Origin of the sequence: Paenibacillus brevis, from assembly GCF_018919145.1 — a bacterium.
In the GTDB taxonomy this organism is placed as follows: Bacteria; Bacillota; Bacilli; order Paenibacillales; family Paenibacillaceae; genus Fontibacillus; species Fontibacillus brevis.
Genome location: NZ_JAHLQJ010000014.1, coordinates 89025 through 113997, shown reverse-complemented (window position 1 = coordinate 113997; position 24973 = coordinate 89025). Strand labels below are relative to the sequence as shown.

26 protein-coding genes and 1 riboswitch are annotated in these 24973 nt (G+C 50.3%); of the genes, 13 read left to right on the top strand and 13 right to left on the bottom strand.

The genetic code is table 11. The features are described 5' to 3' along the window. Window positions 1-7 precede the first annotated feature (7 nt). Window positions 8-1105 (bottom strand): S1 family peptidase, encoded by a 1098-nt coding sequence (locus KQJ23_RS16545; protein WP_249529834.1) that lies wholly within the window; start codon window positions 1103-1105, stop codon window positions 8-10. Between the two features lie 84 nt (window positions 1106-1189). Between KQJ23_RS16545 and KQJ23_RS16540 the strand changes: the two genes are divergently transcribed. Continuing rightward, a complete protein-coding gene (locus tag KQJ23_RS16540; RefSeq protein ID WP_249529833.1) occupies window positions 1190-2524 on the top strand; it encodes a voltage-gated chloride channel family protein in 1335 nt (444 codons plus the stop codon). 71 nt (window positions 2525-2595) lie between these two features. On the opposite strand, the gene KQJ23_RS16535 is transcribed toward KQJ23_RS16540, so the two are convergent. Then, window positions 2596-3009, bottom strand: a complete 414-nt coding sequence (locus KQJ23_RS16535; RefSeq protein ID WP_216480017.1) for a DUF4183 domain-containing protein — start codon at window positions 3007-3009, stop codon at window positions 2596-2598. A gap of 200 nt (window positions 3010-3209) precedes the next feature. On the opposite strand from KQJ23_RS16535, the gene KQJ23_RS23995 reads away from it, so the two are divergent. Together KQJ23_RS23995 and KQJ23_RS16525 are read left to right on the top strand one after the other, a co-directional pair. Next, the gene (locus tag KQJ23_RS23995; RefSeq protein ID WP_346779419.1) at window positions 3210-4121 is read left to right on the top strand and encodes a DUF4183 domain-containing protein; all 912 of its coding nucleotides are present in this window, start codon (window positions 3210-3212) and stop codon (window positions 4119-4121) included. A 49-nt stretch (window positions 4122-4170) separates the two neighbouring features. Then, a complete protein-coding gene (locus KQJ23_RS16525; RefSeq protein WP_216480016.1) occupies window positions 4171-5052 on the top strand; it encodes a radical SAM/SPASM domain-containing protein in 882 nt (293 codons plus the stop codon). 105 nt (window positions 5053-5157) lie between these two features. Here KQJ23_RS16525 and KQJ23_RS16520 read toward each other — a convergent pair whose 3' ends face one another. The 3 genes from KQJ23_RS16520 to namA are packed head-to-tail and all read right to left on the bottom strand — an operon-like array spanning window position 5158 to window position 7742. Continuing rightward, window positions 5158-5994, bottom strand: coding sequence for a 1,4-dihydroxy-6-naphtoate synthase (locus KQJ23_RS16520; RefSeq protein ID WP_216480015.1), 837 nt, complete (start codon window positions 5992-5994; stop codon window positions 5158-5160). Continuing rightward, the gene (locus tag KQJ23_RS16515) at window positions 5991-6695 is read right to left on the bottom strand and encodes a futalosine hydrolase (protein WP_216480014.1); all 705 of its coding nucleotides are present in this window, start codon (window positions 6693-6695) and stop codon (window positions 5991-5993) included. Before KQJ23_RS16515 ends, KQJ23_RS16520 begins: the two co-directional genes overlap by 4 nt. A 36-nt stretch (window positions 6696-6731) precedes the next feature. Beyond that, window positions 6732-7742 (bottom strand): NADPH dehydrogenase NamA, encoded by a 1011-nt coding sequence (gene namA / locus KQJ23_RS16510; RefSeq protein ID WP_216480013.1) that lies wholly within the window; start codon window positions 7740-7742, stop codon window positions 6732-6734. Between the two features lie 135 nt (window positions 7743-7877). Then, a riboswitch (guanidine-I (ykkC/yxkD leader) is annotated at window positions 7878-7976 on the top strand. A gap of 92 nt (window positions 7977-8068) precedes the next feature. Between namA and KQJ23_RS16505 the strand changes: the two genes are divergently transcribed. Continuing rightward, on the top strand, window positions 8069-8410 hold the full coding sequence (locus KQJ23_RS16505; protein WP_216480012.1) for a DMT family transporter: 342 nt from the start codon (window positions 8069-8071) through the stop codon (window positions 8408-8410). After that, window positions 8410-8724 carry a DMT family transporter gene (locus KQJ23_RS16500; RefSeq protein ID WP_216480011.1) on the top strand — a complete coding sequence of 105 codons (315 nt, stop codon included), beginning with the start codon at window positions 8410-8412 and terminating at the stop codon, window positions 8722-8724. Before KQJ23_RS16505 ends, KQJ23_RS16500 begins: the two co-directional genes overlap by 1 nt. A 269-nt stretch (window positions 8725-8993) precedes the next feature. Here KQJ23_RS16500 and KQJ23_RS16495 read toward each other — a convergent pair whose 3' ends face one another. Together KQJ23_RS16495 and KQJ23_RS16490 are read right to left on the bottom strand one after the other, a co-directional pair. Further along, on the bottom strand, window positions 8994-9182 hold the full coding sequence (locus KQJ23_RS16495) for a hypothetical protein (protein WP_216480010.1): 189 nt from the start codon (window positions 9180-9182) through the stop codon (window positions 8994-8996). Further along, window positions 9179-10333: a DUF4062 domain-containing protein gene (locus KQJ23_RS16490; protein WP_216480009.1), complete on the bottom strand. Its 1155-nt coding sequence runs from the start codon at window positions 10331-10333 to the stop codon at window positions 9179-9181. Before KQJ23_RS16490 ends, KQJ23_RS16495 begins: the two co-directional genes overlap by 4 nt. Window positions 10334-10457: 124 nt before the next feature. Between KQJ23_RS16490 and KQJ23_RS16485 the strand changes: the two genes are divergently transcribed. Both KQJ23_RS16485 and KQJ23_RS16480 read left to right on the top strand, forming a co-directional pair. After that, a complete protein-coding gene (locus KQJ23_RS16485) occupies window positions 10458-11054 on the top strand; it encodes a nitroreductase family protein (RefSeq protein WP_216480008.1) in 597 nt (198 codons plus the stop codon). 183 nt (window positions 11055-11237) lie between these two features. After that, entirely contained in the window at window positions 11238-11918 is a 681-nt protein-coding gene (locus tag KQJ23_RS16480) for a succinylglutamate desuccinylase/aspartoacylase family protein (RefSeq protein WP_216480007.1), read from the top strand. Between the two features lie 36 nt (window positions 11919-11954). Here KQJ23_RS16480 and KQJ23_RS16475 read toward each other — a convergent pair whose 3' ends face one another. Further along, the gene (locus KQJ23_RS16475; RefSeq protein WP_216480006.1) at window positions 11955-12140 is read right to left on the bottom strand and encodes a hypothetical protein; all 186 of its coding nucleotides are present in this window, start codon (window positions 12138-12140) and stop codon (window positions 11955-11957) included. Between the two features lie 134 nt (window positions 12141-12274). Next, entirely contained in the window at window positions 12275-15559 is a 3285-nt protein-coding gene (locus tag KQJ23_RS16470) for a DEAD/DEAH box helicase (RefSeq protein ID WP_216480005.1), read from the bottom strand. A 223-nt stretch (window positions 15560-15782) separates the two neighbouring features. Here KQJ23_RS16470 and KQJ23_RS16465 point away from each other — a divergent pair, with 223 nt between their 5' ends. Further along, window positions 15783-16763, top strand: a complete 981-nt coding sequence (locus KQJ23_RS16465; RefSeq protein ID WP_216480004.1) for an aldo/keto reductase — start codon at window positions 15783-15785, stop codon at window positions 16761-16763. Between the two features lie 152 nt (window positions 16764-16915). Here KQJ23_RS16465 and KQJ23_RS16460 read toward each other — a convergent pair whose 3' ends face one another. Then, complete coding sequence (locus KQJ23_RS16460) at window positions 16916-17095, bottom strand: hypothetical protein (protein WP_216480003.1); 180 nt, start codon at window positions 17093-17095, stop codon at window positions 16916-16918. Between the two features lie 175 nt (window positions 17096-17270). Here KQJ23_RS16460 and KQJ23_RS16455 point away from each other — a divergent pair, with 175 nt between their 5' ends. Next, window positions 17271-18029 carry a MerR family transcriptional regulator gene (locus KQJ23_RS16455; RefSeq protein ID WP_216480002.1) on the top strand — a complete coding sequence of 253 codons (759 nt, stop codon included), beginning with the start codon at window positions 17271-17273 and terminating at the stop codon, window positions 18027-18029. Between the two features lie 141 nt (window positions 18030-18170). Continuing rightward, window positions 18171-19574, top strand: a complete 1404-nt coding sequence (gene hemG, locus KQJ23_RS16450) for a protoporphyrinogen oxidase (RefSeq protein ID WP_216480001.1) — start codon at window positions 18171-18173, stop codon at window positions 19572-19574. A 350-nt stretch (window positions 19575-19924) separates the two neighbouring features. Here the strand turns inward: hemG and KQJ23_RS16445 are convergent, their stop codons facing one another. Together KQJ23_RS16445 and KQJ23_RS16440 are read right to left on the bottom strand one after the other, a co-directional pair. Then, window positions 19925-21157 (bottom strand): MFS transporter, encoded by a 1233-nt coding sequence (locus KQJ23_RS16445; protein ID WP_216480069.1) that lies wholly within the window; start codon window positions 21155-21157, stop codon window positions 19925-19927. Between the two features lie 146 nt (window positions 21158-21303). Next, window positions 21304-21777 carry a MarR family transcriptional regulator gene (locus KQJ23_RS16440; RefSeq protein WP_216480000.1) on the bottom strand — a complete coding sequence of 158 codons (474 nt, stop codon included), beginning with the start codon at window positions 21775-21777 and terminating at the stop codon, window positions 21304-21306. Window positions 21778-21961: 184 nt separating this feature from the next. Here KQJ23_RS16440 and KQJ23_RS24130 point away from each other — a divergent pair, with 184 nt between their 5' ends. Beyond that, the gene (locus tag KQJ23_RS24130; RefSeq protein ID WP_216479999.1) at window positions 21962-22729 is read left to right on the top strand and encodes a GNAT family N-acetyltransferase; all 768 of its coding nucleotides are present in this window, start codon (window positions 21962-21964) and stop codon (window positions 22727-22729) included. Window positions 22730-22788: 59 nt separating this feature from the next. Here KQJ23_RS24130 and KQJ23_RS16430 read toward each other — a convergent pair whose 3' ends face one another. Next, on the bottom strand, window positions 22789-24021 hold the full coding sequence (locus KQJ23_RS16430) for an aminopeptidase (protein WP_216479998.1): 1233 nt from the start codon (window positions 24019-24021) through the stop codon (window positions 22789-22791). A 144-nt stretch (window positions 24022-24165) separates the two neighbouring features. Between KQJ23_RS16430 and KQJ23_RS16425 the strand changes: the two genes are divergently transcribed. Beyond that, window positions 24166-24435 (top strand): hypothetical protein, encoded by a 270-nt coding sequence (locus tag KQJ23_RS16425; protein WP_216479997.1) that lies wholly within the window; start codon window positions 24166-24168, stop codon window positions 24433-24435. A 38-nt stretch (window positions 24436-24473) separates the two neighbouring features. Further along, a complete protein-coding gene (locus KQJ23_RS16420; protein WP_216479996.1) occupies window positions 24474-24908 on the top strand; it encodes a VOC family protein in 435 nt (144 codons plus the stop codon). Window positions 24909-24973 lie beyond the last annotated feature (65 nt).

Below are 24973 nucleotides of genomic sequence, written 5' to 3'. Positions count from 1 at the left end.
TACAGGCCTAACGCTGATGATGGCAATGACACGGAGTCAGCTTTTTGCGTATTTGAGAATTTAGTGGTCTGACACACATGTAGGATTTCCGCTTCCCTCTGGCAGGTGTGTTCAATACGGATCGGCCTGAACGGGCAACACGGGTCCCGAACACCTTCATGAACCAGTCAATCGGATAGGCAATGGAAAGTCGTCCTTCATCCGAACCGGCAAAGTTAACTGCGGCAGCTTGGTTGCCGGATTTGGTCAGCCAGACGGAGCCGGAATCCCCGGAGAGAGAGACCGGGTTTGCGCCGCGTATTACGCTCTGATTCTTGAAGGTAATGGTTCCCAGATTACCATAGCTGCCGTAATCGACCTGGATATCGGTGTGAATGGATTCAACTCGGCCGGAGACAACGCCTGAGGTTCGGCCTACCTTCTTCAGCCGATCTCCGATTTTATAAGTGGTTACATATCCCGGAACGGTTCCGAATACCGCGTACTTGGGAGCGAGCAGGCGACGGCGTAAAGGTGTGGAGAGCGCGGCATCCAGATAATTAGGTTTGTTTTTATGAAGCTTGATGTATCGGGTCATTACCCCGATTTGGTCTTTCCTTACTGTTCCGTTATCAGCCGCCCCCGGTTGAAGCGTGGGAGAATAGCGGTTGCTGTTCTCGTTCACAAGCACATGATTGTTGCTCAAAATATACCTGGACCGCGGACGTCCTTTAACGCTGACAATCAATCCGGCTGTGCCTGATCCCTCGGGTGTACCCACGCTGTAACCGGCTATCACCGGACGGATTCTACGCCGAAAACGTCCGCCAGAGCGGTCGAGATCGTTCTTTCGGAATTTCCTTGTCCCAACGATTCGGACAGGTACCTGCTTCTTAACTGCAGAAGGCAAAAGCGGCGGTTTTCTTCTCACAGGAGCGCCGGATTTGGTTCGAGGAGCGGCGGTAGTCACGGCTTTGTCGGCATATACAATGAGAGCAGCCCCCTTATGGGGCTTGGCAGGGTCCTTGTATCCCACTCCTACACCGTGAATTCCCCGTTTTTTGAGCATGGATGCCGCGTAACGCTGTTTCACCAGATAAGCACGTTTAAAACTTACCAATGACATCACCTTTTCTTCTTGGATTGCTTTATACTATGCAAAGGGGAAGAAGGGTGTATGTTCCTAAGGCTGAAATAAGGAGCAATTGGCATGATAAAAGCATCGGATATGAAAAGCAGATTAGCGAAGTGGGCCGATAAGGAATCCTATTCCGGATTGATGGCTTCATTCTTAAAATGGGTGGTGCTTGGAGCCCTGATCGGTATATTAACGGGAAGCGCATCCGCCCTGTTCCTAAAAGGCCTGGATGCAGTGACAGAGTACCGCATGGAACAGCCTTGGCTATTATATCTCCTTCCGCTGGGCGGAGCTTTGGTTAGTTTTCTTTATATGAGGTATGGCAAAAATAGCGGTCGGGGCAACAATCTGATTCTGGAGCAGGTGCGGGGAGGACAGGAAACCATCCCATTGCGAATGGCGCCCTTGGTGTTATTTGGAACGCTGGTTACCCACTTGCTTGGCGGGTCTGCGGGCAGAGAAGGGACAGCAGTTCAAATGGGAGGCAGCCTTGCTGAAGGGGTTGGCAGACTGATTCGCATTGATGCAGAGGACCGCAAGCTTTTGCTGATGTGCGGGATTAGCGGAGGGTTTGGTTCCGTCTTCGGGACTCCGCTTGCAGGTGCAGTTTTTGGTCTGGAGGTCATAGCGATCGGTATGATCAGTCACCGCGCGCTTGTACCTTGCTTTACAGCAAGCTTCGTTGGGAACTTGACAGCGACCTATGTCTGGAAGGTAGGGCATCTTCATTACGAGATGGGGCCGGTCCCGGGGTTATCCGGTGCGGTTTTGTTAAAGGTCTGCTTTGCTGCCATATTGTTTGGCTTGACTGCCCGTCTCTTCAGTGAATTATGCCATGCATTAAAAAAAGGGTTCACCCGGTTGATTCCAAATCCGGTCTTAAAGACGGCAGCGGGCGGGGTGGCAGTCATTATATTGGTATTTGTGGCCGGAACCCGGGACTATCTGGGATTAGGCATTCCGCTAATTCAAGGCTCCTTTGAAGAAGGAGGAGTAACGCCGTTTGCCTTCCTTTGGAAGCTGTTATTTACAGCCGTTACGTTGGGTGCAGGATTTCAGGGAGGGGAAGTAACTCCGCTATTTGCTATCGGAGCTGCTCTCGGCTCCTCTTTGTCGACGCTGCTCCATATGTATGCACCATTCCTGGCCGCATTAGGATTCATTGCGGTATTCTGCGGGGCCGCCAATACGCCGCTGGCCTGCTTCATCATGGGTATTGAACTGTTTGGCTCCGAGGGAGCCGTATATCTGATGATCGTTTGCATTATCAGCTATATTTTCTCAGGACATACCGGAATTTACAGCTCACAGCAGATTGGCATCCCGAAGAGCAGCATCCTGGGCATGCCCGGTGAAAGCTACACGCTGGAAGAGTGGAAGCAGCGAAAGCGTTCGAAACAAGATTGAATGATTCTGAGGCGCTGTCTGATCCTGACAGCGCCTCAGATCTGTTCATGGCATAGGTGCCGGGAAATGAGTTAGGTAATAATTGTGATTGTAGGCGCCGAAATATCTGGAGGTGTTGTCATATCAGAGGTAACTCCGGCAAGACTAACAACTTCAAGTACGACAGGTACACCGGCAATCAGATCCGTGGTATCCAGTACAAGAGAAGCTGTCGTAAGCGTCGACAATGAAGCTTGCTGAATAGTGCCGTTGATATATACGTTGAAATAGTCGCTGGTACCCAAATCCGGCAAGGCTGTAACAGGAGCATCCGCATCATCAACAAAGCTGGCGGCAGCAATCGTAGTATCTGTTGCACCGATCATTCCAGCGTCAATGATGGCCAAGAAGCGGGCGGAATCCGGTGTGATCACCGTGGTTACTGTTCCTCCCGTCGCAACAGGTGCAGAGGATACAGCAGTAAAGTAGGGTTTAATAACAGGCATTGCGTTCACCTCCTCTCCTAGCAAATGGAATCGAATTATATCGATCCTCTATAATGTAATATGTTTACCTTGAGACTGAAACGGCGATTCTCCACTGCATGCAAATCTGTGTCCCATAATTGGGAAATTCGTCCAGAGCAAAGGAGTTTGCTGGGCATACGATATCGGAGTGAGATTTCACCGGAGGTGTTTCGAACTTGGTGCTCTTTAAACAGTCAAGGACAAAGCGTAAAAAATGGAGAGCCAGACCGATTCATGTATTGCTTGTCAAGGTCAATGGTCCCGGATTATACAAGCTTCGGCTAAACGCCGCAGGAAGCTTGAAGGTTCACCAATGCCGTAAAACAGTTCGCGCGAAGAAAAAAGTCTGCTGCCGAGATATCCAGAAGGTATCGAAATGTACTCACCGGTATTCCACTCCAAAGAACAAGGGGCTTGCAAGAAATGCCGGAACCGGTAATCCTTCGATGCAGCTGGGCATGCCGGGAGAGCAGGGAGCTCCTGGATTCCCAGGTACACCGGGAACACAAGGGGTCCAAGGGGTGCCTGGACCACCCGGCCCACAAGGTTTACCGGGACCGCAGGGATTCCAAGGTCAGCAAGGACTACAAGGAGTTCCGGGACCAAGGGGGATACAAGGCTCGCAAGGAATTGCGGGAGTACCTGGAGCAGAGGGAGCTCCAGGAGCTCAGGGACCCCAAGGTGCGCCAGGTCTGCAAGGCATCCCGGGACCACAAGGCCTCGAAGGCCCGCAAGGTATTCCAGGTCCGCAAGGCCCTCAGGGGATACCTGGAACCATTGATCTGTCCTCCATAGAGGTTATTCCATCCTCCAGCCGCTACTTTTATATTGCCGACGAATCTATGGACGGAACCGTCATTCTATCAGCCCGTCGATTCACCGATGATGCGGGTGCGGCAATAACTCATTTTCCCGAGGAGACATCGAATAGCTACAATCATTTATTTATCAACGGCATGCTGCAGGAGGGAAGGCTCTTCACCACCAACGGCCAGACCCTGACGCTGAATCTGGGGAATGATACAGTATGGGCGGGGACTCCGGTCATTCTGGAACATGTTGCGCTGAAATTGGAAGTTGGGAGTTTGTGATAAATCAGTTACAATGGAATAACTACTGGATAAAGCAGGTTACGAATCTATGAAAAAGTTCAAAAAATTCTATATCGAAACAACAAGTATTTGCAATTTGTCTTGCAGCTTTTGCCCACCGACGCAGCGGCAGGCCCGATTTATCGCGCTGGAGGAGTTCAAGCATATTCTTGACGAGATTAAGCCTCATACAGATTATATTTATTTTCACTTAAAGGGAGAGCCGCTGCTGCATCCCAAGCTCGATCAAATGCTGGATATCAGCGAGGAAAAGGGCTTTAAGGTGAACATTACGACAAACGGCACCTTGATCCGTAAGGCGGCTCCGAAGTTGCTGGGCAAGCCGGCACTGCGGCAAATGAATTTCTCGCTGCACAGCTTTGATGGACATGAAGGCTCTGTGGACCGGGAAGGATACATCCAAAGCGTACTGTCCTTTGTCCGCGAAGCCACCTCGATTTCGGACATGCTGGTGTCCTTCCGGCTTTGGAATTTGACACAGGATAATGAAACGAATCTTCAACGCAGCCGCAACCGGGAGACTTTGGCCATGATCGAAAAGGAGTTTGACCTGGATTATAAGATCGAAGAGAGAGTAGTTCCCGGCAGTGGAGTCAAGCTGGCTGAACGGATCTATCTGAATCAGGATCATGAGTTCGAGTGGCCAAGCCTGCATGCAAAGGAAGACGAAGGAAGGGGCTTCTGCCATGCACTGCGAAATCAGGCAGGAATTCTTGTGGATGGAACGGTGGTACCTTGCTGTCTGGATGGAGAAGGGATTATCAATCTTGGCAACGTCCACCAAGCCCCTTTTTCCGAGATCATTGAAGGAGAACGGGCAAACCGCCTCTATGAGGGCTTTTCCCGCCGCACAGCAGTTGAGGAGCTCTGCAGGAAATGCGGGTACCGGCAACGGTTTGGCGGAGCGTAACGAACGGAGAGAGCATAGAAGAGATCGATGAAATGTTAAAAAAGAGCAGACTTACAGGTCGAAATGCCTGAAGGTCTGCTCTTTCAAATGTTATAGGAATTGAAGTTACTTGAAGCTCAATAATTCGGGATTTACAGCGGGTATGATGCCCTCGCGCGCCGCCCGATCCAGCAGGGCATGAACAGCAGCATATCCGTCAGCTCCGAGATTTTCCGTAAAATCATTCACATAGAGCGCGATATGGGCCTCGGTTACCTCAGGAGCCATCTCTTGGGCATGAGAACGAACAAATTCAGCGGAGGCCTCGGGATGCTGCCAGGCATAGCGCACCGATTCCTGAATCCAGCCGCTAAGGGCCTCCAGATCAAGGGAACGGCGTGCTATAATGGCGCCTAGCGGAATCGGGAGCCCGGTGTCTGTTTCCCACCAACTGCCGAGATCTGCCAGCAAATGGAGACCGTAAGTAGGGTAAGTGAAGCGTGCTTCATGGATGACGAGCCCGGCATCGATGCTTCCGTCCTGTACCGCGGGCATAATCTCATCAAACGGCATGACGATGATTTCTCCTATGCCGCCGGGAATGTGAGCCGCAGCCCATAGACGGAACAGAAGATAAGCGGTCGAACGCTCGCTGGGTACGGCAACTCTACGACCGGACAAGTCCTGCGGACCGGCAATGCCTCCGGCGGTCAGAACAAGCGGGCCGCAGCCGCGCCCCAATGCGCCACCGCAAGGGAGAAGTGCATATTCGTCCAGGACCCAGGGGAGGGCGGCAAACGAAATCTTTAATATATCGGGGCCTTGCCCACTGGCGGCAAGCCCGTTCGTGATATCAATATCCGCAAAGGTCACGTCAAATTCCGGCGCACCAGGAACCAGACCATGAACCAGAGCATGAAAGACAAAGGTGTCGTTCGGACACGGGGAAAAGGCTATATTCATGAGTGCAGCACCTCCGGTAGATAAGAGCAGGCCGCTTCAAGCGCCTGCAGGGCATCGCCGATTTTCCACAGCTCACGCTGCCTCGGGCCGATGAGGTTAGAGATCGTCCTTAGCTCAAGGACGGGCAAACTTAGTCTGCGGGCTGCGACGGCCACGCCGAAGCCTTCCATAGCTTCGGCCGCTGCGCCGGGAATGCGCGCAGCAAGCAAGGCCGCGGTAGCGGCGGTGCCGGTCACGGTGGACAGGGTCAACACCGGTCCACGGCACACCGCCATGCCCGCGGCTTGCAGGCCTTCCAGCAGGCGGCCTGCAAGCACTGCCTCGGCTTCGATCCTGGCAGATCCGAAGCCAAGCTCCTCCACGCCGGTGAACCCGTCCGGCGTCTCGGCACCCAGATCCGCGGCGATCAGCTCGCTCGCGATCACCACAGACCCGACCGGCGCCCGCTCCGCGAAGCCGCCGCCAATGCCGGCGCTGATCACCAGATCATACGCGCCGGCAGCCAGCTCGGCCGCTGTGGATGCGGCGGCCATCGCCGGCCCGACCCCGGCAAGGCGCACCGTGAATTCCGGTGCGCCTGCCGATGGCCGGGCCGAGTGGAGGCCTCGCAGCACCGCTTCGCGCTCAGCCTCCACCGCAGTCATGATCAGAACCCGCCTAATGACAGCGGGTTCTATGCTTGTGCTAGGTTGATTCTCCATCAATTTGAATCACTCCATCTCCAGAATAGGGCCGTATTAAGAGCGAAGATACTGTCTTGGACGCTCGATGTCAGCGCCAAACTCCTTCGCCGCATTTAATGCCCAATAAGGATTCCGCAGCAGTTCACGACCGAGCAGCACCAGATCGGCCCGGCCATTGCCCAGAATTTCCTCAGCCTGGATTGCTGTAGTGATTAGACCGACAGCTCCTGTGGGGATATCTACCTGATTGCGAATCGCATCGGACAATCCAACTTGATAGCCAGGGAAGACGTTGATCTTGGCAGGGACCATGCCGCCCGAGCTGCAGTCGATCAAATCGACGCCTTGTGCCTTCATTTGTTGTGAATAAGTTAGATACTGATCCAGATGGTTGCCTTGCTCATCGTATTCTTCCGCCGAGATTCGAACGAAGATTGGACCGCTCCATTCCGACTTCGAGGCTTCAATCACCTTGCCCAGCAGCCGGTAACGATTATCCGGATTTCCGCCATATTCATCCTGACGATGATTGGTAAGCGGGGAGAGGAACTGGTTCAACAAATAACCGTGCGCTGCATGAAGCTCAATGATGTCAAAGCCGGCCTCTCTGGCGCGGCGCGCAGCCTGCTTGAAGGCTTCTACAGTCTGCTCTATTTGCTGCTTGTCCATTTCGGTTGGTGTTTTCATACCGGGGAAAGGAACAGCAGAAGGAGCGTAAATGGTTCCTTCCAGGTCTGCTTTCCGTCCGGCATGGGCAAGCTGGATTCCTGCCTTGGCACCATGCTGATGAATCAGGCCGGTGATTTCCTTAAGCCCTTCAATATGCTCATCGTTCCAAATACCGAGATCCTGGTCGCTAATGCGGCCCTCCGGTGTAACGGCTGTAGCTTCCAGTATAATAAGACCAACGCCGCCTACGGCACGGGTTGCATAGTGAGTCCGGTGCCAGTCTGCGACTTTACCGTCTTTATTTGGGGAAGAATACATACACATCGGCGCCATAACGATCCGATTCTTGAAGGTTACTTCCTTGATCGTATAAGGGGAAAATAATTTGGTGTTCATTCTTCCACTCCTCATCTCTATATCGATTGAACAGATTGAATTGCTCGTTATCTATGTTAGAACAAACCTTCGAGAGTTACAAGTTGCCACAAATCCTCTATTGACATCCGGGCCCGTACGGGTTAATATAAATTCCAGTTTGTTCTCTAGGGTTCCGCGGCAATTGCCGGTCCATGGTCCGAGAGAGAACACGCAGCCATGCTGCGGACACGGAGGGATAAAAGCCCGGGAGGATATCTTTTTGATATCTTTCCGGGCTTTTTTGGCTCCATACAAGCCGACAGAAGACCGGAACAGATCATCAATACAAACCGGAGGTGTTTTTCATGAGCAAGGATTGGATTAAGGTATTTGTCGCTGCATTCTTTGAGGTGCTATGGGTCATCGGCTTGAAGCATGCTGACAGCTTCTGGACATGGAGCGGAACGGTTATCGCCATTATTATAAGCTTCTATGTCATGATTATGGCGGGCAAGAAGCTGCCTGTAGGAACGGTATATGCGGTATTTGTCGGATTAGGTACAGCCGGTACAGTCTTGTCGGAAGTGTTGTTCTTTGGCGAGCCGTTTAAATTGGCCAAGGTTCTGTTGATCCTGCTCTTGCTGGCAGGCGTGATCGGACTGAAGCTGGTTACGAAGGATCAAGTAGAGGAAGGAGCTGAATCCTGATGGCTTGGATGACATTAGTGTTGGCCGGACTTTGCGAAATGTTTGGGGTTACGATGATCAATAAGTGGCATAAGGATCAAAAATGGCAATCCTTAGTCATGCTCGTTGTCGGATTCGGGCTGAGCTTTATCTTTCTGGCTTATGCGATGGAGACATTACCGATGGGAACCGCTTATGCTATATGGACAGGGATAGGCGCTTCAGGTGGCGCAATTCTGGGAATGGTTCTGTACAACGAATCCAAGGATTGGAAAAGAATCGTGTTCATCAGTATGGTACTATGCGCAGCTGTCGGTCTGAAACTGGTGTCCTAGACTATATAAGTTGAACTACTGAATTTTTACATTCTGGGGGCAACGTGTGAAGTGTGCTTACGATCGCTGTTGTTCGCGGATTTCTCTAATTGAACTAAGATATTTTAAGGTAGAAATCCACTCACAAAGGCGAACGCTTACGCTTCTTCAACACACTTCACACTTATGCCCTTTCTACGTAGCTTTTATAGTTCAACTTACATAGTAAAATTTTATATTAAAAAAACGTCCCTGCTGGATTCCAGCGGGGACGTTCGTATTCATCAAGCTCAGGCCCGTTTGGTCGCCAAGGCGAACCGGTCCTTGATCTGTTTACTGCTTCGCTTCATGGCTGAGCGTTGCTCCTTCAAGATATGCGAGGAATTCCGCTCCTCCGGAACAAATAGCAGGGCATCCTTGGGCTGAAAGCCTACCGCTTTGCTCACCTTCCCGTTTTTAGATACGAATACGCTACTCATCGCTTCAACCCTCCCAGAAATAATTTGACCCATTCGATAATTAACGGATTTTTACTTAGTATAGCACGATTAACGCTTTCTTTGTAATGGATGAATTTCCTGGCATTCCAGTCCGGGTCGGCCGGATAGTGTAGGGTAAGCACTTTGGAACCCGAGAAGATGCAGTGATAGAACATGGCTTTGGCTTCCTTATAATAGATCTGCTCGGCCGGATTGCCCATTTGGACCGTCAGGGCCATGTAAGAGCTTTGATCATCCAGCCTGAACTCGGGTACAGGAACCGCATTGCCTGCGGCAGCATCCAGATAGAGTTTGTCCTCCCTAAGCGTATATAAGGTTGCCGCACAACAATCGCGATAGTAACCGATACATTCCGTCATATATTGCCCGTAAACCTGTTCAATATCTCCGCCCTTCAGCATGCGCCTGATCTTTTCAAGCGCACCTTCAGGCTGCTCCAATCCTGTAATTTGCATAGAAGGAAGGAGTGAGGTAATTAGCTCAAATGCATCGTCGTATTGCTCCAGCCGCATTGATGTTTGTTCAATGTAGTCCTCCAGCGGCAGCAGCAGGGATCCTCTTCGCAGCAGATCGCTGAAGTACATCTCCCAGTCGATCGGAACCCCCAAGGTCAAATCATCAATGTAAACTTTGCGTTGTGTCATATCATAGTAAAAATACCATACGTAAGGGTCGATGTTGGATGGAATTCTGGAGTCAGCTTGCAGCAGCTCTATCAGATGGGTCGGAGGAGGGAATCGGGACTCCGATGCTACATATTTCTCAATGCACTGCTCCAATATCGGCTTAACCGTCCCGAAATAGCATTGCTTGACTTCAATATCGGCAAAGACAAGAATCAGCTTGCCCTGCTCACAGGCCTTTATGAATTCCATATGGGTGACGGTTCTCATGGCATTCCCGTAATAAGTGCCAGCCCGGCTTCCGATAAACAGCAGATAAATATCACTTTCTTCAACGGCCTCCAGGCAACGGTGCACCGGATCCACATGTCCAAGCCAAGGGCCCAGATTTTCTTCCCACATCAGGGGTTCGTGGCCAAGCTGTTTAAGCTGATGGTACACCTTTTGGCGAAGGGGCTTCAATCCGTCCTCATTCACAGAACTGATAAAAATTTTCGTCTTGGGCATCCGCAGCCTCCTCGAGCGTCTATTACTACCATTATAACCCAATTCTAGTTAATAGATAGTCAGTGGTTTATTTTTGCTCGTTCGGGTAAAATAAACGTAATTCAGGCAGAAGGAGAGAAAACAGATGAGCAGTATGATTGATTTACTGAAGAAACGCCGCAGTATCTATGCTATTAATAAGGAAATTCCAGTCTCGCAGGAACGGATTGAGGAGATTGTGGGCCAGGCGGTCAAGTATGTGCCAAGCTCCTTCAATTCGCAAAGTGCAAGAGTACTTATTCTGCTTGATGAGCAGCATGATAAATTTTGGGATCTGACGAAGGAGACGCTTCGGAAAGTTGTGCCAGAAGGCCAATTCGCTTCCACCGAGGACAAGATGGCTTCCTTCCGCAGCGGCCGCGGAACGATTCTGTTCTTTGAAGAGCAGGCTATCATTGAGGGGCTTCAGCAGCAATTTGCACTCTATGCAGATAACTTCCCTGTGTGGTCGGAGCAGTCCTCAGGCATGCTGCAGCTGGCCGTATGGGTAGCTCTGGCCGACGAAGGAGTAGGAGCTTCATTACAGCACTATAATCCGCTTGTGGATGAGCAGGTTGCCAAGGAGTGGAATGTGCCATCCTCCTGGAAGTTGATTGCACAAATGCCGTTCGGGGGGATTGCGGCTCAAGCCGGCGACAAAGAATTCGCACCGCTCGAGGTGCGAGTCAGAGTCGCTAAATAATAAAATGTATCTTCAAAACGTCTTCGACCCGCATAAAACGGTCCGGAGGCGTTTTTTCATGCAGATTTATAAAGCAGCCAGGAAAGAGACAAGAGTCCATACAGGATTGGAGCCGGATGCATAGGATAAAGCCTGACGAAAGGGAATGAGAAGTTGTAAAGAAGAGAAGAGGGGGTGGCATGGATGCAGCTTTCAACTCTGAAGTTAGCTCCGGGATCACGATATGTTACAACCTATTATGACTTTCGAGCTGACCGATCAGGCCCTACTGCCATGATTATTTCCGGTGTACATGGGAACGAGACCGCCAGCATCGCCGCCGCGCAGCAGCTTGTTAAGCAATTGAAAAGGGGAGAGCTGACTCTATTGAAAGGAAGGCTTGTGATTGTGCCTCTTGTCAATCAGCAGGCCTATCGCAGGAAGGTGAGGGGACGACCAGATCTTAACCGGCAATTTCCTAGACAATCCGGAAGCAAAGGACGAAACGGACTTGCCAGAGCGGTATTCAGGCTGGCCCGGCAAGTATCCCCAAGCTGGTTCCTGGATTTGCACGAAGCTAACGGCTTGTCTCAGCTTAGCTCGCGTGTGCTCGGGCAGACATTGATTACAAATCCACGCAGCCCGGTTATTCCCGTAGTTCAAAGACAAATTCGGAAAGTGAATGCAGCTATCCCGAACAGAAACCATCATTTTAACCGGCGCCTGCATGAGCTTCCGGGCTCCGCGCGAACCGCGGCAGCACGTCTGCTTAGAGCTAAAGCCGTAACGGTTGAAACATGCTGGAGTCTTTCGCGGGCGTCCAGAATCAGGTATCAAAAGAAAATAGTGCGAGGTTTCCTGCAGGAGGCGGGGCTGTTGAAATAAAAAAAACGCCCGGTTGACCGGGCGGCGGGGGGAACGTTATTTGTCTTGAGAATCGGAATCGGTAAAGGCGACCGGCTTGGCCACCCACTCATCGGCTTCCGGCTCGATATCCACACCATTTTCCAGCTTCTTCTTCTCCGCAAGCGAATCACCATCATGATCTTGCTTATTGCGAAGCTCAGCTTCATCCTGGGAATGACTGCTCTGATTATGCTGCGGCATGATATTTCCTCCTTCTTCTGACTGTACTGTTGAGTTAACCTATACTATCTGAGGTGCTTTTCGAACTCATACTTATAGTTACCCGATACAGGTAAATAAAAACATGAATTTTTCCAGTACCGGAAGCAGGCTTGTCAGAGGCTTAGGATTTCGCGGATATCTTGTTCATTCAAGCTGGACCATGACTCTTCATCCGGATGGAGGACCTCGTCGATCAGATGCATTTTCTTCTGTTGAAGCTCGTACATTTTCTGCTCCACCGTATTCTCGGCAACAAGCCGGAGCACATGTACAACCTGTTTTTGTCCCATGCGATGGGCCCGGTCCGCAGCCTGCTGTTCAACGGCGGGATTCCACCATAGATCATAGAGAATCACGGTATCTGCGCCGGTCAGATTCAAGCCTGTACCGCCTGCCTTCAAGGAAATCAAAAAGACATCATTCTCGCCCTCATTGAAGCGGGAGCATAGCTCTACCCGTTGCTCAGGCGGTGTCCTGCCATCAAGATAGAAGAAGGGAACTCCCCGGTACCCTAACTCTCTTCCGATCAGACTGAGCATTTCGGTAAACTGGGAGAAAATAAGCATCCGTTTTCCCGCGCTTAATGCTTCCTCGATGATCTCAAGCAGCTGTTCATATTTGGCAGAGCTATCCTGATAACCCTCAACGAACAGGGCAGGATGACAGCAGAGCTGCCGCAGTCGGGTGATTCCGGCAAGAATCTGAATCCGGTTTTTCTCGAAGCTGTCATCATTCAAATGCTTGAGCGTATCCTGCTGAAGCTGGGCCAGCATAGCGGCATACAGCTTCTTCTGCTCTGGAAGCAAGGCGCTGGATTGCAGAGATTCGATCTTCTCAGGCAGCTCTTTCAGAACATCGTTCTTCAATCTGCGCAGCATAAAAGGCCGGATCATCCGCGCAATCTGCTCCCTCCGTAGCTCATTAAAGCGAGTGCGGCTTTGGAACAGCGCCGGGAAGACGGCATCATAGATCGACCATAGCTCCTCAAGCGAGTTCTCGATCGGAGTTCCGGTCAGGGCGAATCGATGCCGCGCCCGAAGTGTCTTGACGGCTTTGGCGGTCTGGGTTGCATAATTTTTGAAGCTCTGGGCCTCATCGAGAATCAGGGTATGGAATGAAGCGTCTGCGAACAGCTCGACATCCATCCGAAGAAGGGGATACGATGTAATCAGGACATCATTCTCTTCCAAGTCGCGGAGCAGCCGGACGCGGTCCGGCTTGGCTCCGTCAATAATTGTGCACCTAATATCCGGGGCGAACCGTACAAGCTCATTCCGCCAGTTGTAGACCAGAGAAGCAGGGGCTACGATCAAAGCAGGCAATCGCTCCGTACGAATCTCGTCCAGCTTGGATAGCAGGAAGGCAATGCTCTGCAGGGTTTTTCCCAGTCCCATATCATCTGCAAGTACGCCGCCGAAGCCGAAAGAAGCCAGCATGCTCATCCATTGGAAGCCAAGCCGTTGATAGTCCCGCAAAACCGGGGCAAGCCCATTCGGAATTTCAACCTGCATTTCTTCAGGATGCCGAAGCAGTGAAATCATTTTTCCGATGTCGTTATCCAAATGAACAAGGCTTCCATATCGTTCTTCTTCCATAATCTGAAGCCCGCGGGCAACCGGAAGCTTGAAGCTTGCTCCGTTCTTCTCCGATGGGAGAAAGGGCCCGGCATCATTCATTAACTGGACAATATCCTGGAATTCGGCACTTTCAAGCGGCAGCAGGGCTCCATCAGGCAGACGGTAATATTTCCGCTTTGCTTCGAGTGCCTGAATGACCTCTCGGATTTCCTGTTCCGAGATCCCGTCCAGCCGAAAGGTCAGCTCCAGCCAATCTGTTCGTTCTCCAAGAGCAAGGGAAGCCTTTGGCAGCACAGGAGCCGGCTTGACCCGGACCTTCACCGCAGAAGTGGCATAGACCTCCACCAGTTGCTCGAGCCGTGGAAGCATGTGAACGAGAAAATCATACTCCGCTTCCTCGTTGTCAAGATAATAGGCGCTTTCCGTCTTGGAAAAGCCGCTTCCCTCCATGAGCTCCAAGATAAGCCGCTCCTGTTCATCATCCCGGAGCAGGATATGCTCCGTTCCGCGTTGCTGTTCAGCGCTTTCCAGGGGATTCAGCACCACATTGCCGTAATGGAACTCCAGCCCGGCGAGAAGTCGTTCACGAAGCCGATCCAGAAACAGCTTGGCCTTTAAAGGCGTCCGTTTGATCCGGTTGCTGACCTCCTCCGCGACCTGGAGCTTGCCGAGCTTGGCCAGACCGGGCACGACTCTGCGCATAAACGGCTCCATCTGCTCCCCGGGAACATGGACATAATCTCTCCGGGAGGCATCCATCATCCCCTTCATTTCAGCAAGCCGGCGGCAATCCTCCTCTTCCAGACGGATAAAGGCATCCTCATATCGGACAAGCCCGTAATCTGCATACAGCTCAAGCTCCTCCAGACCATGGATCACCAGGATGCTGCCATGATCCTCGGACGGGCGAACCTCAAAGCGTAAGGGCAGGGGATGAAAGGAAAGCTGCAGCGGAATTACTCCGCCTTGGCGGTCTTCCACTTTCACAGAGGAAGAGTTCATGAACAAGGAAAGAAGCCGATTCCAGGCATAAGGAGGGAGGACCATCAAACGCTCCTCCTGACGACGACCGTGAGGCTGACTCGGGATCGCACCGGAATAAATCTGTTCATTTTTTGAAATAGCAACCAGCTCGCGAATGATCTCGTAATCCTGGGGATCGAAGCTGTGCTTCTCCGGATCATAAGCGAATTGCGGTGTGAACGAGAACGTTTGTCCCCGGTCCGCCAAATCCAGAAAGGCAAGAATATTCTTGACAATATAATGCCTCGAGACTCCCAGCTTCATCTCCACGGCAAGCAATCGGCGATGGGTTCTGTAAGCATAGGGTCTTAGAATGAACTCAACCTGAAGGCGTGTGCGGGAGTCAAACCGTACTTCTGCCGGCTTTCGGCGATAGGAGCGCGGATCGAACAAGCCGATCAGGTCGCGGGTTAGCCACACGTCCTTGCCGGTGGAATCGGGCCGAGAAGGGGAGGCGCTCAAAGCACCTGAATCCATTACGGGTTCATGGTCAATCTCTGTTCCCTTATGCTGCTGATCATCAAAGATAGCCAGCAAAACTGCTGCAATATGCTTGCAGTAATTATGAAGAGAGGTATAGACCTCGCAGCTGCACTGAGCGGCGACATTTCCTTTTGCAGACAGATCAATATGCACAAAGCAGGTATCGATATCATGTACGACAGCGTGGAATTGCTGTCCCTCCTGACCCACTGGAGTGAGATCGACCTTCTTGTGACGGTAATAAGCTTCTCCCCGGTCATAGGCGATGCGACCGCAAAGGAGCTTTATAAATTGACGCGTTAATTTTGCGCTCATAAGCTGTTGACCTTTCTATCATTGTTATACATAAGTTGAATTAATGATTGACGCATGCACTTTCTGCGCATCTCTTATAGTTCAACTATACATATCATTTATAATAACAGAAGATGGGGACGTATAGAGAATGTTCGGAGTGATGGATTTGCATCAAGTATTTGATAGGAATAGAATAACAGATGATAGATCCTAATTCATTTCGGAAGGTGTGTGTGAAAGAATGGAGTTTACCCGTTTGGGGCGTTCAGGTCTGAAGGTCAGCAGGCTTTGTCTTGGAACCATGAATTTCGGCACAGAAACGGAAGAGAAGGAAGCATTCAAAATTATGGATGCGGCATTGGATGCAGGTATTAACTTTTTTGATACGGCCAATGTGTACGGCTGGGAGAATTCCGGGCGGACAGAGGAAATTATCGGCCGCTGGTTCGCCCAGGGCGGCGGACGCCGGGAAAAGGTGGTCATCGCCACCAAATTCTACGGAGAGATGAAGACGAACCCGAATGACGGCCCGAATAAAACAGCCGGCCTGTCTTCGTACAAGCTGCGGCGCCATCTGGAGGAGTCGCTCCGTCGTCTTCAGACAGACCATATCGAGCTGTATCAGATGCATCATGTGGATCGGAATGTTAGTTGGGACGAGCTGTGGGAAGGTTTTAGAATCGCGATGTACCAAGGCAAGATCGGCTATGTGGGCTCCAGTAATTTTGCAGGCTTTGATCTGGTGAAGGCGCAGTACGAAGCCAAAGCCAAGGGCATGCTTGGCCTGGTGTCCGAGCAGCATAAGCTCAGTCTGCTGTGCCGCTTGCCGGAGCTGGAACTGCTTCCGGCGGCAGAGGAGCACGGCATCGGGGTTATCGCCTGGAGTCCGCTCGACGGTGGACTGCTTAGCGGACATGCACTGCATCCGATAGAGGGCTCCAGACGCTCGAACAATCCGGAGCGCGTAGAACGTCACCGCGCCCAGTTGGAAGCCTTCGAGGCGTTCTGCAAGGAGTTGGGCGAGAGCGAAGCGAACGTGGCCTTGGCCTGGACGCTGACACGTCCGGCGATGACGGCCCCGATTATCGGGCCGCGCACACTTGAGCAGTTAGAGGGCGCATTGCGCGTCGTCGAGATCAAGCTGGGTGAAAGCGAGCTTAAGCGGTTGGACGAAATTTTCCCGGGACCGGGAGGAGCCGCTCCGAAGGCATATGCCTGGTAATCATGCCTTATAATCTAGAACCCCTGGTTGGACGCCACCGTCCAGCCAGGGGTTCATCTATTTTAATCTTCCTCCACTTTAATTTCCGGGTTGTAGGCGACTTACTAAATATTAGACGTCCGGGTCGTATCGGGTTACTTTCGTCTGAAAGCTTAATCCAACTCTCTTTTAATTAATACTGTCGAGATTTGGAGCGCCCTGATCCTGCGTGTTAGCAGTGTGTGCTGAGGTGTGCCTTCTTTCAGCTTCGGCAAGGCTTTCTCGCATTTACTTATCGTCGATTCAAGTGCCCGCAACGCTTCTTTTAATTCTTCGCTCGTAAAGTTGTCCACGGCATAGTCCTCCTGGATTTCCATCAAATTTGGCAGCAATCGTATAATAAATTATCTCCTTAGGGGATCATGCTGTCCATAGGTAATTCAGAAGCATAGATATACTTTTTTGAAAATATGTATTGACCTTCACGTTACGTAAAGGTGTACTCTGGGATTGTCAGGAGGGAAGCATATGGAATACACGATTCAAAAGCTCGGCAGGCTCGCGGGAGTCAGCTCGAGAACGTTAAGGTACTATGACGAGATCGGCCTTCTCAAGCCGGCGAGAACGAACTCGTCCGGGTATCGCATCTATGGTCAGAACGAGGTGGATCTGCTGCAGCAGATTTTGTTCTACCGGGAGCTTGACGTTCCATTGGAGCATATTCGCGAGATCATGCATAATCCGGAATTCAACGGAGAAGATGCGCTGCGGGAGCATCGTGGCAAGCTCCTGGACAGAAGAAGACAACTCGATGCGCTGATTGCGAGCATTGATCAGACGCTTGATGCGCGGGAAGGGAGAACGACGATGACGGATCAGGATAAATTTGCAGGTTTCAAGCAGAAGCTGCTGGAGGAAAACGAACAGAAATATGGTGCCGAGATTCGGGAGAAATATGGGAAAGAAGCCGTGCAGCAGTCAAATGCCAAGTTTGGCAGCCTGAGTGAAGCACAGTACAATGATATGCAACAGACGGAAAAGGAATTGTTTGCAGCTTTGAAGGAAGCAATGGAAAGCGGAGACCCGGCAGGAGAAGCGGCACAGCGTGCGGCTGACCTTCACAAGCACTGGCTCAGCTTTACTTGGCCTCAATACTCCAAGGAGGCTCATGCAGGCCTTGCCCGGATGTATGTAGACGATTCGCGCTTCAAAGCCTACTACGATTCGCGCTTCGAAGGAGCGGCCTTGATGCTTAGGGATGCAATATTGCATTATATAGCTAAGTAAAAGGATGCAGGCTTCAAAGCTGTCTTCAGATCAACGGTCTGTAGGCAGCTTTTTTGCTTGCATTGTTCGTCCGGGTTGATTAAGGTATCATGAAGAATAGGCAAGATAGGCGAAACAATTTTCTGATTGAGGTGGAAGCGATTGAAGACGGTTGTCATTGTTGGCGGGGGAATTACCGGCCTGTCAGCGGCTTATTATCTAGAGCGGGAGTTATCTGAAGCACAGGAGCAGCTTCGAATCGTGGTTGTTGAGGCACAGGAGAAGCTGGGCGGGAAAATACATACGATTCATGAATCAGGCTTTATTATGGAGGCTGGGGCAGACTCTATTGTTACGCGCAAGCAGAATACGGTTCCATTGCTTGAAGAGCTGGGCTTGGCTGAGGAAGTTGTCTATAATGCTACAGGAAAATCATACATTTACACGGAAGGACAGCTTAAGCTGATTCCGGAAGAGGCGGTATTCGGCATCCCGATCGGACTTGAATCCTTGGCAAAGAGCAAATTGGTATCGGCAGAGGGGAAGGTGGAGGCGCTCAGGGATATCTACACGCCGAACGAAAGCTATACCGCAGAAGACTCGGTGGGAGTATTCCTGGAAGCTTTTCTTGGGGAAGAACTGGTTAGCAAGCAAATTGCTCCGGTGTTGTCGGGCGTATATTCCGGCACCTTGAAGGATTTGACACTGGCTTCCACGATGCCTTATTTGCTGGATTATAAAAATGAATATGGCAGTATTATGTTGGGGCTGGAGGCAAATCGGCACCTCTTTAAAGGGAACGGAAATAAGAAGTTTTTCTCCTTTAACGGCGGGCTTGGCCGTTTGGTTGACCGGTTCGAAGAGAAGCTGAAGAATGTTGAATTCATCAAGGGAGTTCCGGTGAACGGCATTCAAAAATCCTCGGATTCTTCTCCAAGCTACCAGGTACAATTGGGGGACGGGTCTATTTTGCCAGCGGATTATATCGTGCTCAGCGCACCGCATCAGGCTGCAATGTCCATGCTGAATAGCGATGATCTGAACCGGGATTTCTCCAGGCTTCGCGGCAGCTCGATGCTCAGCGTGTACCTCGGGTTTGACCTGGATGACGATGCGCTGCCCGTGGACGGAACAGGATTTATTGTCTCGGGATCAGAGGATGTCCGCTGCAATGCCTGTACATGGACAAGCCGAAAATGGCCGCATACGTCGGCGGAAGGTAAATTTCTTACCAGGCTCTTTTACAAGAGCACCAGTCCCGGCTTTGAGGAATTGGCGAGTATGACAGAGGGGCAACTGCTGGACCTTGCACTTTCCGATGTGGCACGCAGCCTGGGCATCCAGGCAGAGCCGGTATCCTGCGTTATCTATAAATGGCTGGATGCGATGCCTAATTATCATTTACAGCATCCGGAGCTGGTGCGTTCCTTGGAAGAGAAGATGAAGCTGCTTTATCCTAGAGTTCTATTGGCGGGCTGCTCGTACTATGGGGTGGGTATCCCTGACTGCATCGCTAATGGTGAGGCTACAGCCAAGCGAATTGCTCAAGATATCAGGGAGGTGTAGCCTAGTACTCGATGGAAATACATGAGTTCACAATTTGTTCATTTATTAGGGCCAAGCGCGGTGATTTATTTTCTGTGAGACGGGTATATTATAAGTAAGTGGGAAGTGGTAATGATCATACAGCACAACGGGATGATGCTTCAAGCTCATCCGGAAAGGCAGTTGATTCACCATGAAACCTCGTGAAAGAAGAAAGAGACGGAAGCTGTTGCTTGGTCTCTTGTCTGGTAAAGTTCCCTAGCAATTGGAAAGTTGCTTAACCATATTTAATATCGCTTCCCACCCCAGAAGGCTTGCGCGAAACGGAATCGCGCGAGTCTTCTTTTTTTGTGCGGTCACATGCACTGCATCTAATTTACAAGCGTTCTCTTATATAAAACGGGTATTGCTGCTGCGATAAGAATCATCCCCATAAAAGCGGGGGCGGCATGACCGAGTGATACATAGATTCGACCCCCAATGACGGGTCCAATCATTCTGGCTAAAGCTTGAATAGCTTGACTACCGCCTTGAATGCTTCCTTGCTTCTTGGCTTCGACAGATTTGGAGAGCATGCCATTGAATGAAGGGCCAAAGATCGAATCGCCAAAACCGAAAATAAACATTCCAGCGATAAGAAAAGGATAGAAGGAGAACAAAGCGGATGTAGCAATAAGACCGTATCCTATAATCTCCGAGGCCATCCCAAGGACGGCTATCCGTTTATCACTAAGCTTCTTCAAAAGCTGTGGCATAATGAAGGCCTGTGAAATGATGTCTTGGAAACCCATAATGGAGAACATAAGTCCGATTAGAGCAGGCTTCCAGTTGAAAGTATCCATTGTAAATTGGGAAAACACTGCTTGTAAAGATCCATTGGGTATCCAGAGCAAGAATGCTGAGATAAGCAGTCTGTTTAAGCTTTTCATGGAAAGCACGTTTGCAAGCTGGCTGAATGGATTCAGTCTTACAAAAGTAATCTCTTTCTGCCGGTGATGCTTTTCAAGGCTCTCGGGCATAAAGAAGAATCCATACAGAACATTCAATAAAGTGATGATTGCCCCAAAATACAAGGGGACGGAATAGCCAAACTTGGCAAGTAATCCGCCTAAAGCCGGACCAATAACAGCACCTGCACCAGCGACCGCGCTCACCCATCCAAAGTATTTCGTTCTCTCTTCCTGAGGAATGATGTCTGCAAAATAGGCGAAGATCGTGCTTATGCTCCCGCCTGTTATACCTTCTATGATGCGTCCGGCAAATAGAACCCATAGAGCTCCTCCCATGCCAAATATGAAGTATCCGATTGCTGAGCCCAAAAGGCATATTAAAAGCAACGGACGGCGACCATATTTATCGCTCAAGGCTCCAAGTGCAGGGGCCGCGAAAAACACGAAGGCGGCATATACAGCGGTCAGGAGCGTAACAGCTATAGCTTGATCTTCCGGGTTGCTTATATATGGCTGAACCAGAAAAGGGACGACGGGCGTTATGATGCTGAAGCCTACTCCGCAGAGAAATACAGAGATAAGACCGAATATTAAGGCGTGTTTATCTATGGCTTGTGATGCGGAATGTTTATTGTGTGATCTGGATTTGAACATAGTATTCTCCTCATTAAAGCGTTTTTTCTTCCTAGGAAACAAAAATATCGTACCATCATTTTGTTTCCTTGGCAACAAAATGATGGCGAAAAAAAGACAGCCTTTCACAAAAGCGTAGGCTGCCTGCAAGTTATTTTTAGTTAAATCTACTCTGATTTTATAGCTATACCTTGCTTCTTTATTTCTGTATCCAAATGCCTGCTATATTTATCAATGAAAACAAGCATACTGTCATACTGTTCTTCGGTTATCTGTTCAAATACGGCTTTATCGCGATCACGAAACTCTTGGTGGAGTTCCTCATGGATGTTATAGATAACCTTCCCTTGCCCGGTAAGCCTGAAATAGATTTCTTTCTTGTTCTCGGGCTTCTGGTAACTTTCGACGATGCCTTTATTCATAAGCTTCTTCGTTATTTTACTTATGGCGCCGCTGGTCATGTAAAGGGATTCCGCCAGCTTTGTCACGTTCGGATCCACATTTTTTTCGATATATTCGATGCAATGTACCTCAGAAGGCTTATAGCCCTTAAGGCGTTCTTCCATTTTAGATTTATTAAGCCAGACCATTTTATTGAATAAGTCCCTGAAACCCGTTAAGGCCTGTTCTTCTTTGTTCATGACCGTCCCCCCACCTTACCCGTTGGTGCACTAACCCCATTATATTTAATTTTCGTTTTCGTTTCAAAAATATAAAATCATTATTCTCAAGAAATAAGCTATGCATCTATCTGAAGCTTCCTTGCGCCTGTTATTATAGGTGTATGCCATACCTTGAACAAATCGAAATAGGAGGCACCTATACGTGACGAATCAAGATATATTGAAAATTGCTATGCGGCAATCGGCCATGGATTTGAATTGTCATGAAAGTGATTTTTGCCAACAAGAAAATAAGGTCGTTACTTCTGCGGCTGGCCCGAATGCGAGAAAATACTTGACGCTGCCCTTTTATTGCAATTTAGTTTCTTACGGCCATAACATCGTTGCGTCAGTGGATGATGAGATCGCTGGTATCGTAGAGGACTACATAAACAAGTATCCCATAGAGCACTGTTTTGAGACACCGAACCTGCATGTTCTTGATGAGGAGCTGCGCAAGAGAAACCGGCGGATTTGCTTCATGGCGGAGTACTTTCTTCCCGATCTAAGCCTTCTTCGTGAGTTAGATTGCAGCTATGAGCTGAAGCTGTTGACACCGGAGAGCTTCGGCGGGCTGTACACAAGCGAATGGGGCAACGCCCTGTGTGAAAAACGCAAGCATCTGGATGTATTGGCTGTCGGAGCTTATGAGGAAGGGGAGCTCATCGGATTGGCTGGGTGCTCTGCAGATTGCGATACGATGTGGCAGATTGGGGTGGATGTTCTGCCGTCTTATCGGAAACAAGGGATTGCTTCTGCATTGACTAGCCGTCTGGCTGTGGAGGTCATCCAGCGAGGGAAAGTGCCGTTTTATTGTGCAGCATGGTCCAACATCAAATCGGTACGCAACGCAATTGCCAGCGGATTCAAGCCGGCATGGGTGGAGATGACTGCGAAGGAAGCTGGATTTGTAAAGAACATGAACGCTTAGAGAGACAAAGGAAACGCCGCTATAGGTTAATATAGCGGCGTTTTTCATTTAAAGTGACATCAAATCCAGTTCCCTTGACGAAATACTGGTTCAATTGAACCGTCTTCAAGCTCGCCGTCGATGTCCAGCTCCGCGGAGCCCACCATGAAATCGACATGGGTCAGGCTGACGTTGGCGCCGCGCGACAGCAGTTCTTCCTTGCTGAGGGCAGCACCGCCTTCGATGTTCACAGGATAGGCACTACCTAATGCGAAGTGACAGGAGGCGTTCTCATCAATACCGGTATTGTAGAAAATCCGGTTCATCCGCGAAATGGGAGAATCATGAGGCACCAAAGCAATCTCGCCGAGGTAGCTGGCACCTTCATCGGTTTCAAGCAGGGATGCCAGATGCTCTTCACCGGAAGCAGCTTCATAGGATACCACTTTGCCGTCCTTGAAGGTAAGACGAATGCCTTCAACCAGGCGGCCGTTCAGGTTCAGCGGCATGGTGCTGGTGACCGTGCCGTTTACAGCCGTCCGCAGCGGCATGGAATAGATTTCCTCCGTCGGCATATTCGCCACGAAATAAACGCCGGCTTCATTATAATCGCCGCCGCCGAGCCACAGATGCCCCTCCGGCAAGCCGACCTTCAAGTCGGTTCCAGGAGCGCGATAGTGCAGGCTTTTGTATCGCTTGGCGTTCATGGCGTTTTGGCGTTCTTTAAGATGGGCAATGTGATCCTGCCATGCAGCTACGGCATCCTTGCCGTCCGTTACCCGGTTCATCTGTAACACGGCGTCCCACATCGCCTGCACCCGCTCTTCTTCCGGCAAGTCGGAGAATACTTTATCCGCCCAGGCCCGAGTAGGCGCCTTGATCAACGACCAAGTGATCCGGTTGTTGCGGGTATATTGCTGAAAGCCTTGGCGTGCAATGGCCGCGGCCTTGACGGCCCGGGAAACCTTGCTGCCGTCAATGCCTTTTAACAGCATCGGATCAGGCACTTTAATATGTAACAGGGCTCCGCCTTCTTCGGCAAAGCGCTCCAGCATGTCGGCATGCCATTTCGGATAATAGTCGAACGAATCGTCTGCAGCCTTTTCATAACGGATGCGGGTTATCGCTTCATCGTCCCAATCCACCTGTACATACTTTGCACCGGCTTCATAAGCCTTGGCTACAACCAGTCGCGTGAACTCGGCTGTCTCTAACGGCGCCTGAACGATCAAGGCCTGCCCGTGCTGGATATTAACCCCGACCTTGATGACCAGATCGGCATAGCTGCTAAGTAGTGTGCTGAAATCTGACATATGCTTTTTCTCCTTCTCTGACTGCTTTATAAATTATTGTTCTATTATAGTCCCGGCATGAGAATGGCGCAAAGCGGGAATAATTTTGAGCCTATTGCCTCAGATTAGTACATGTATCGTTCAGTCAGACAGGAGGCAGATAATATGGATAACCCATTTTCCAGCTTGCAATCTCAAAATCCGATCTCACTCGCCCAGCAATCCGTTGAGAACGTGCACCGGGCGGTGAAGCAGGCTCAATCTCATCCCAGCGAGGAGACCGTGCAGAATGCGCGCAATGCGCTGGAGAAAGCGGAGCGTTCAATCGCCCAGGCAGAAGGCCGGATGAATCAGGAGCCGATTGACCGGGCCAAAGAAAGCTTGGAAACAGACCGCGGATTTCTGGCGGAAGTGGAAAATCAATTAAATAACTAGTATGATAGCCATGAACAAATTTAGAGGAGTTGACAATCATGGCTATAGAACTGGCACCTTACTTAACAATGGATGGCAATGCGAGAGAAGCAATTACATTTTACCAGCAAGCGCTAGGCGCTGAGATTTTGTTCCTGAAGACCTTTGGCGAAATGCCTGATAATCCGGATTTTCCACTACCGGTAGAAATGAAGGATAAAATATCCCATGCCGCATTGAATGTGGATGGTGCAGAAATGATGTTCTCGGATGCTTTCCCGGGGAATCCTCCCAAATTGGGCGGTATGCTGTCTGTGTGCCTAACTACGGATGAGGAGTCGAAGGCGAAACGCATCTTTGATGCTTTGGCCGAAGAGGGGAAGGTCGAGCTGCCTTTCCAGAAGACCTTCTTTAGTCCTGGATATGGTATGGTAACGGACAAATTCGGCATCATGTTCCAGATTTTCACCAAAGGGGCAAGTGAATATAAGTAAGCAAGAACCGGAGGCAGAGAATGCTTCCGGTTTTTTTATTTACTTATAATAAACGTAATATATAT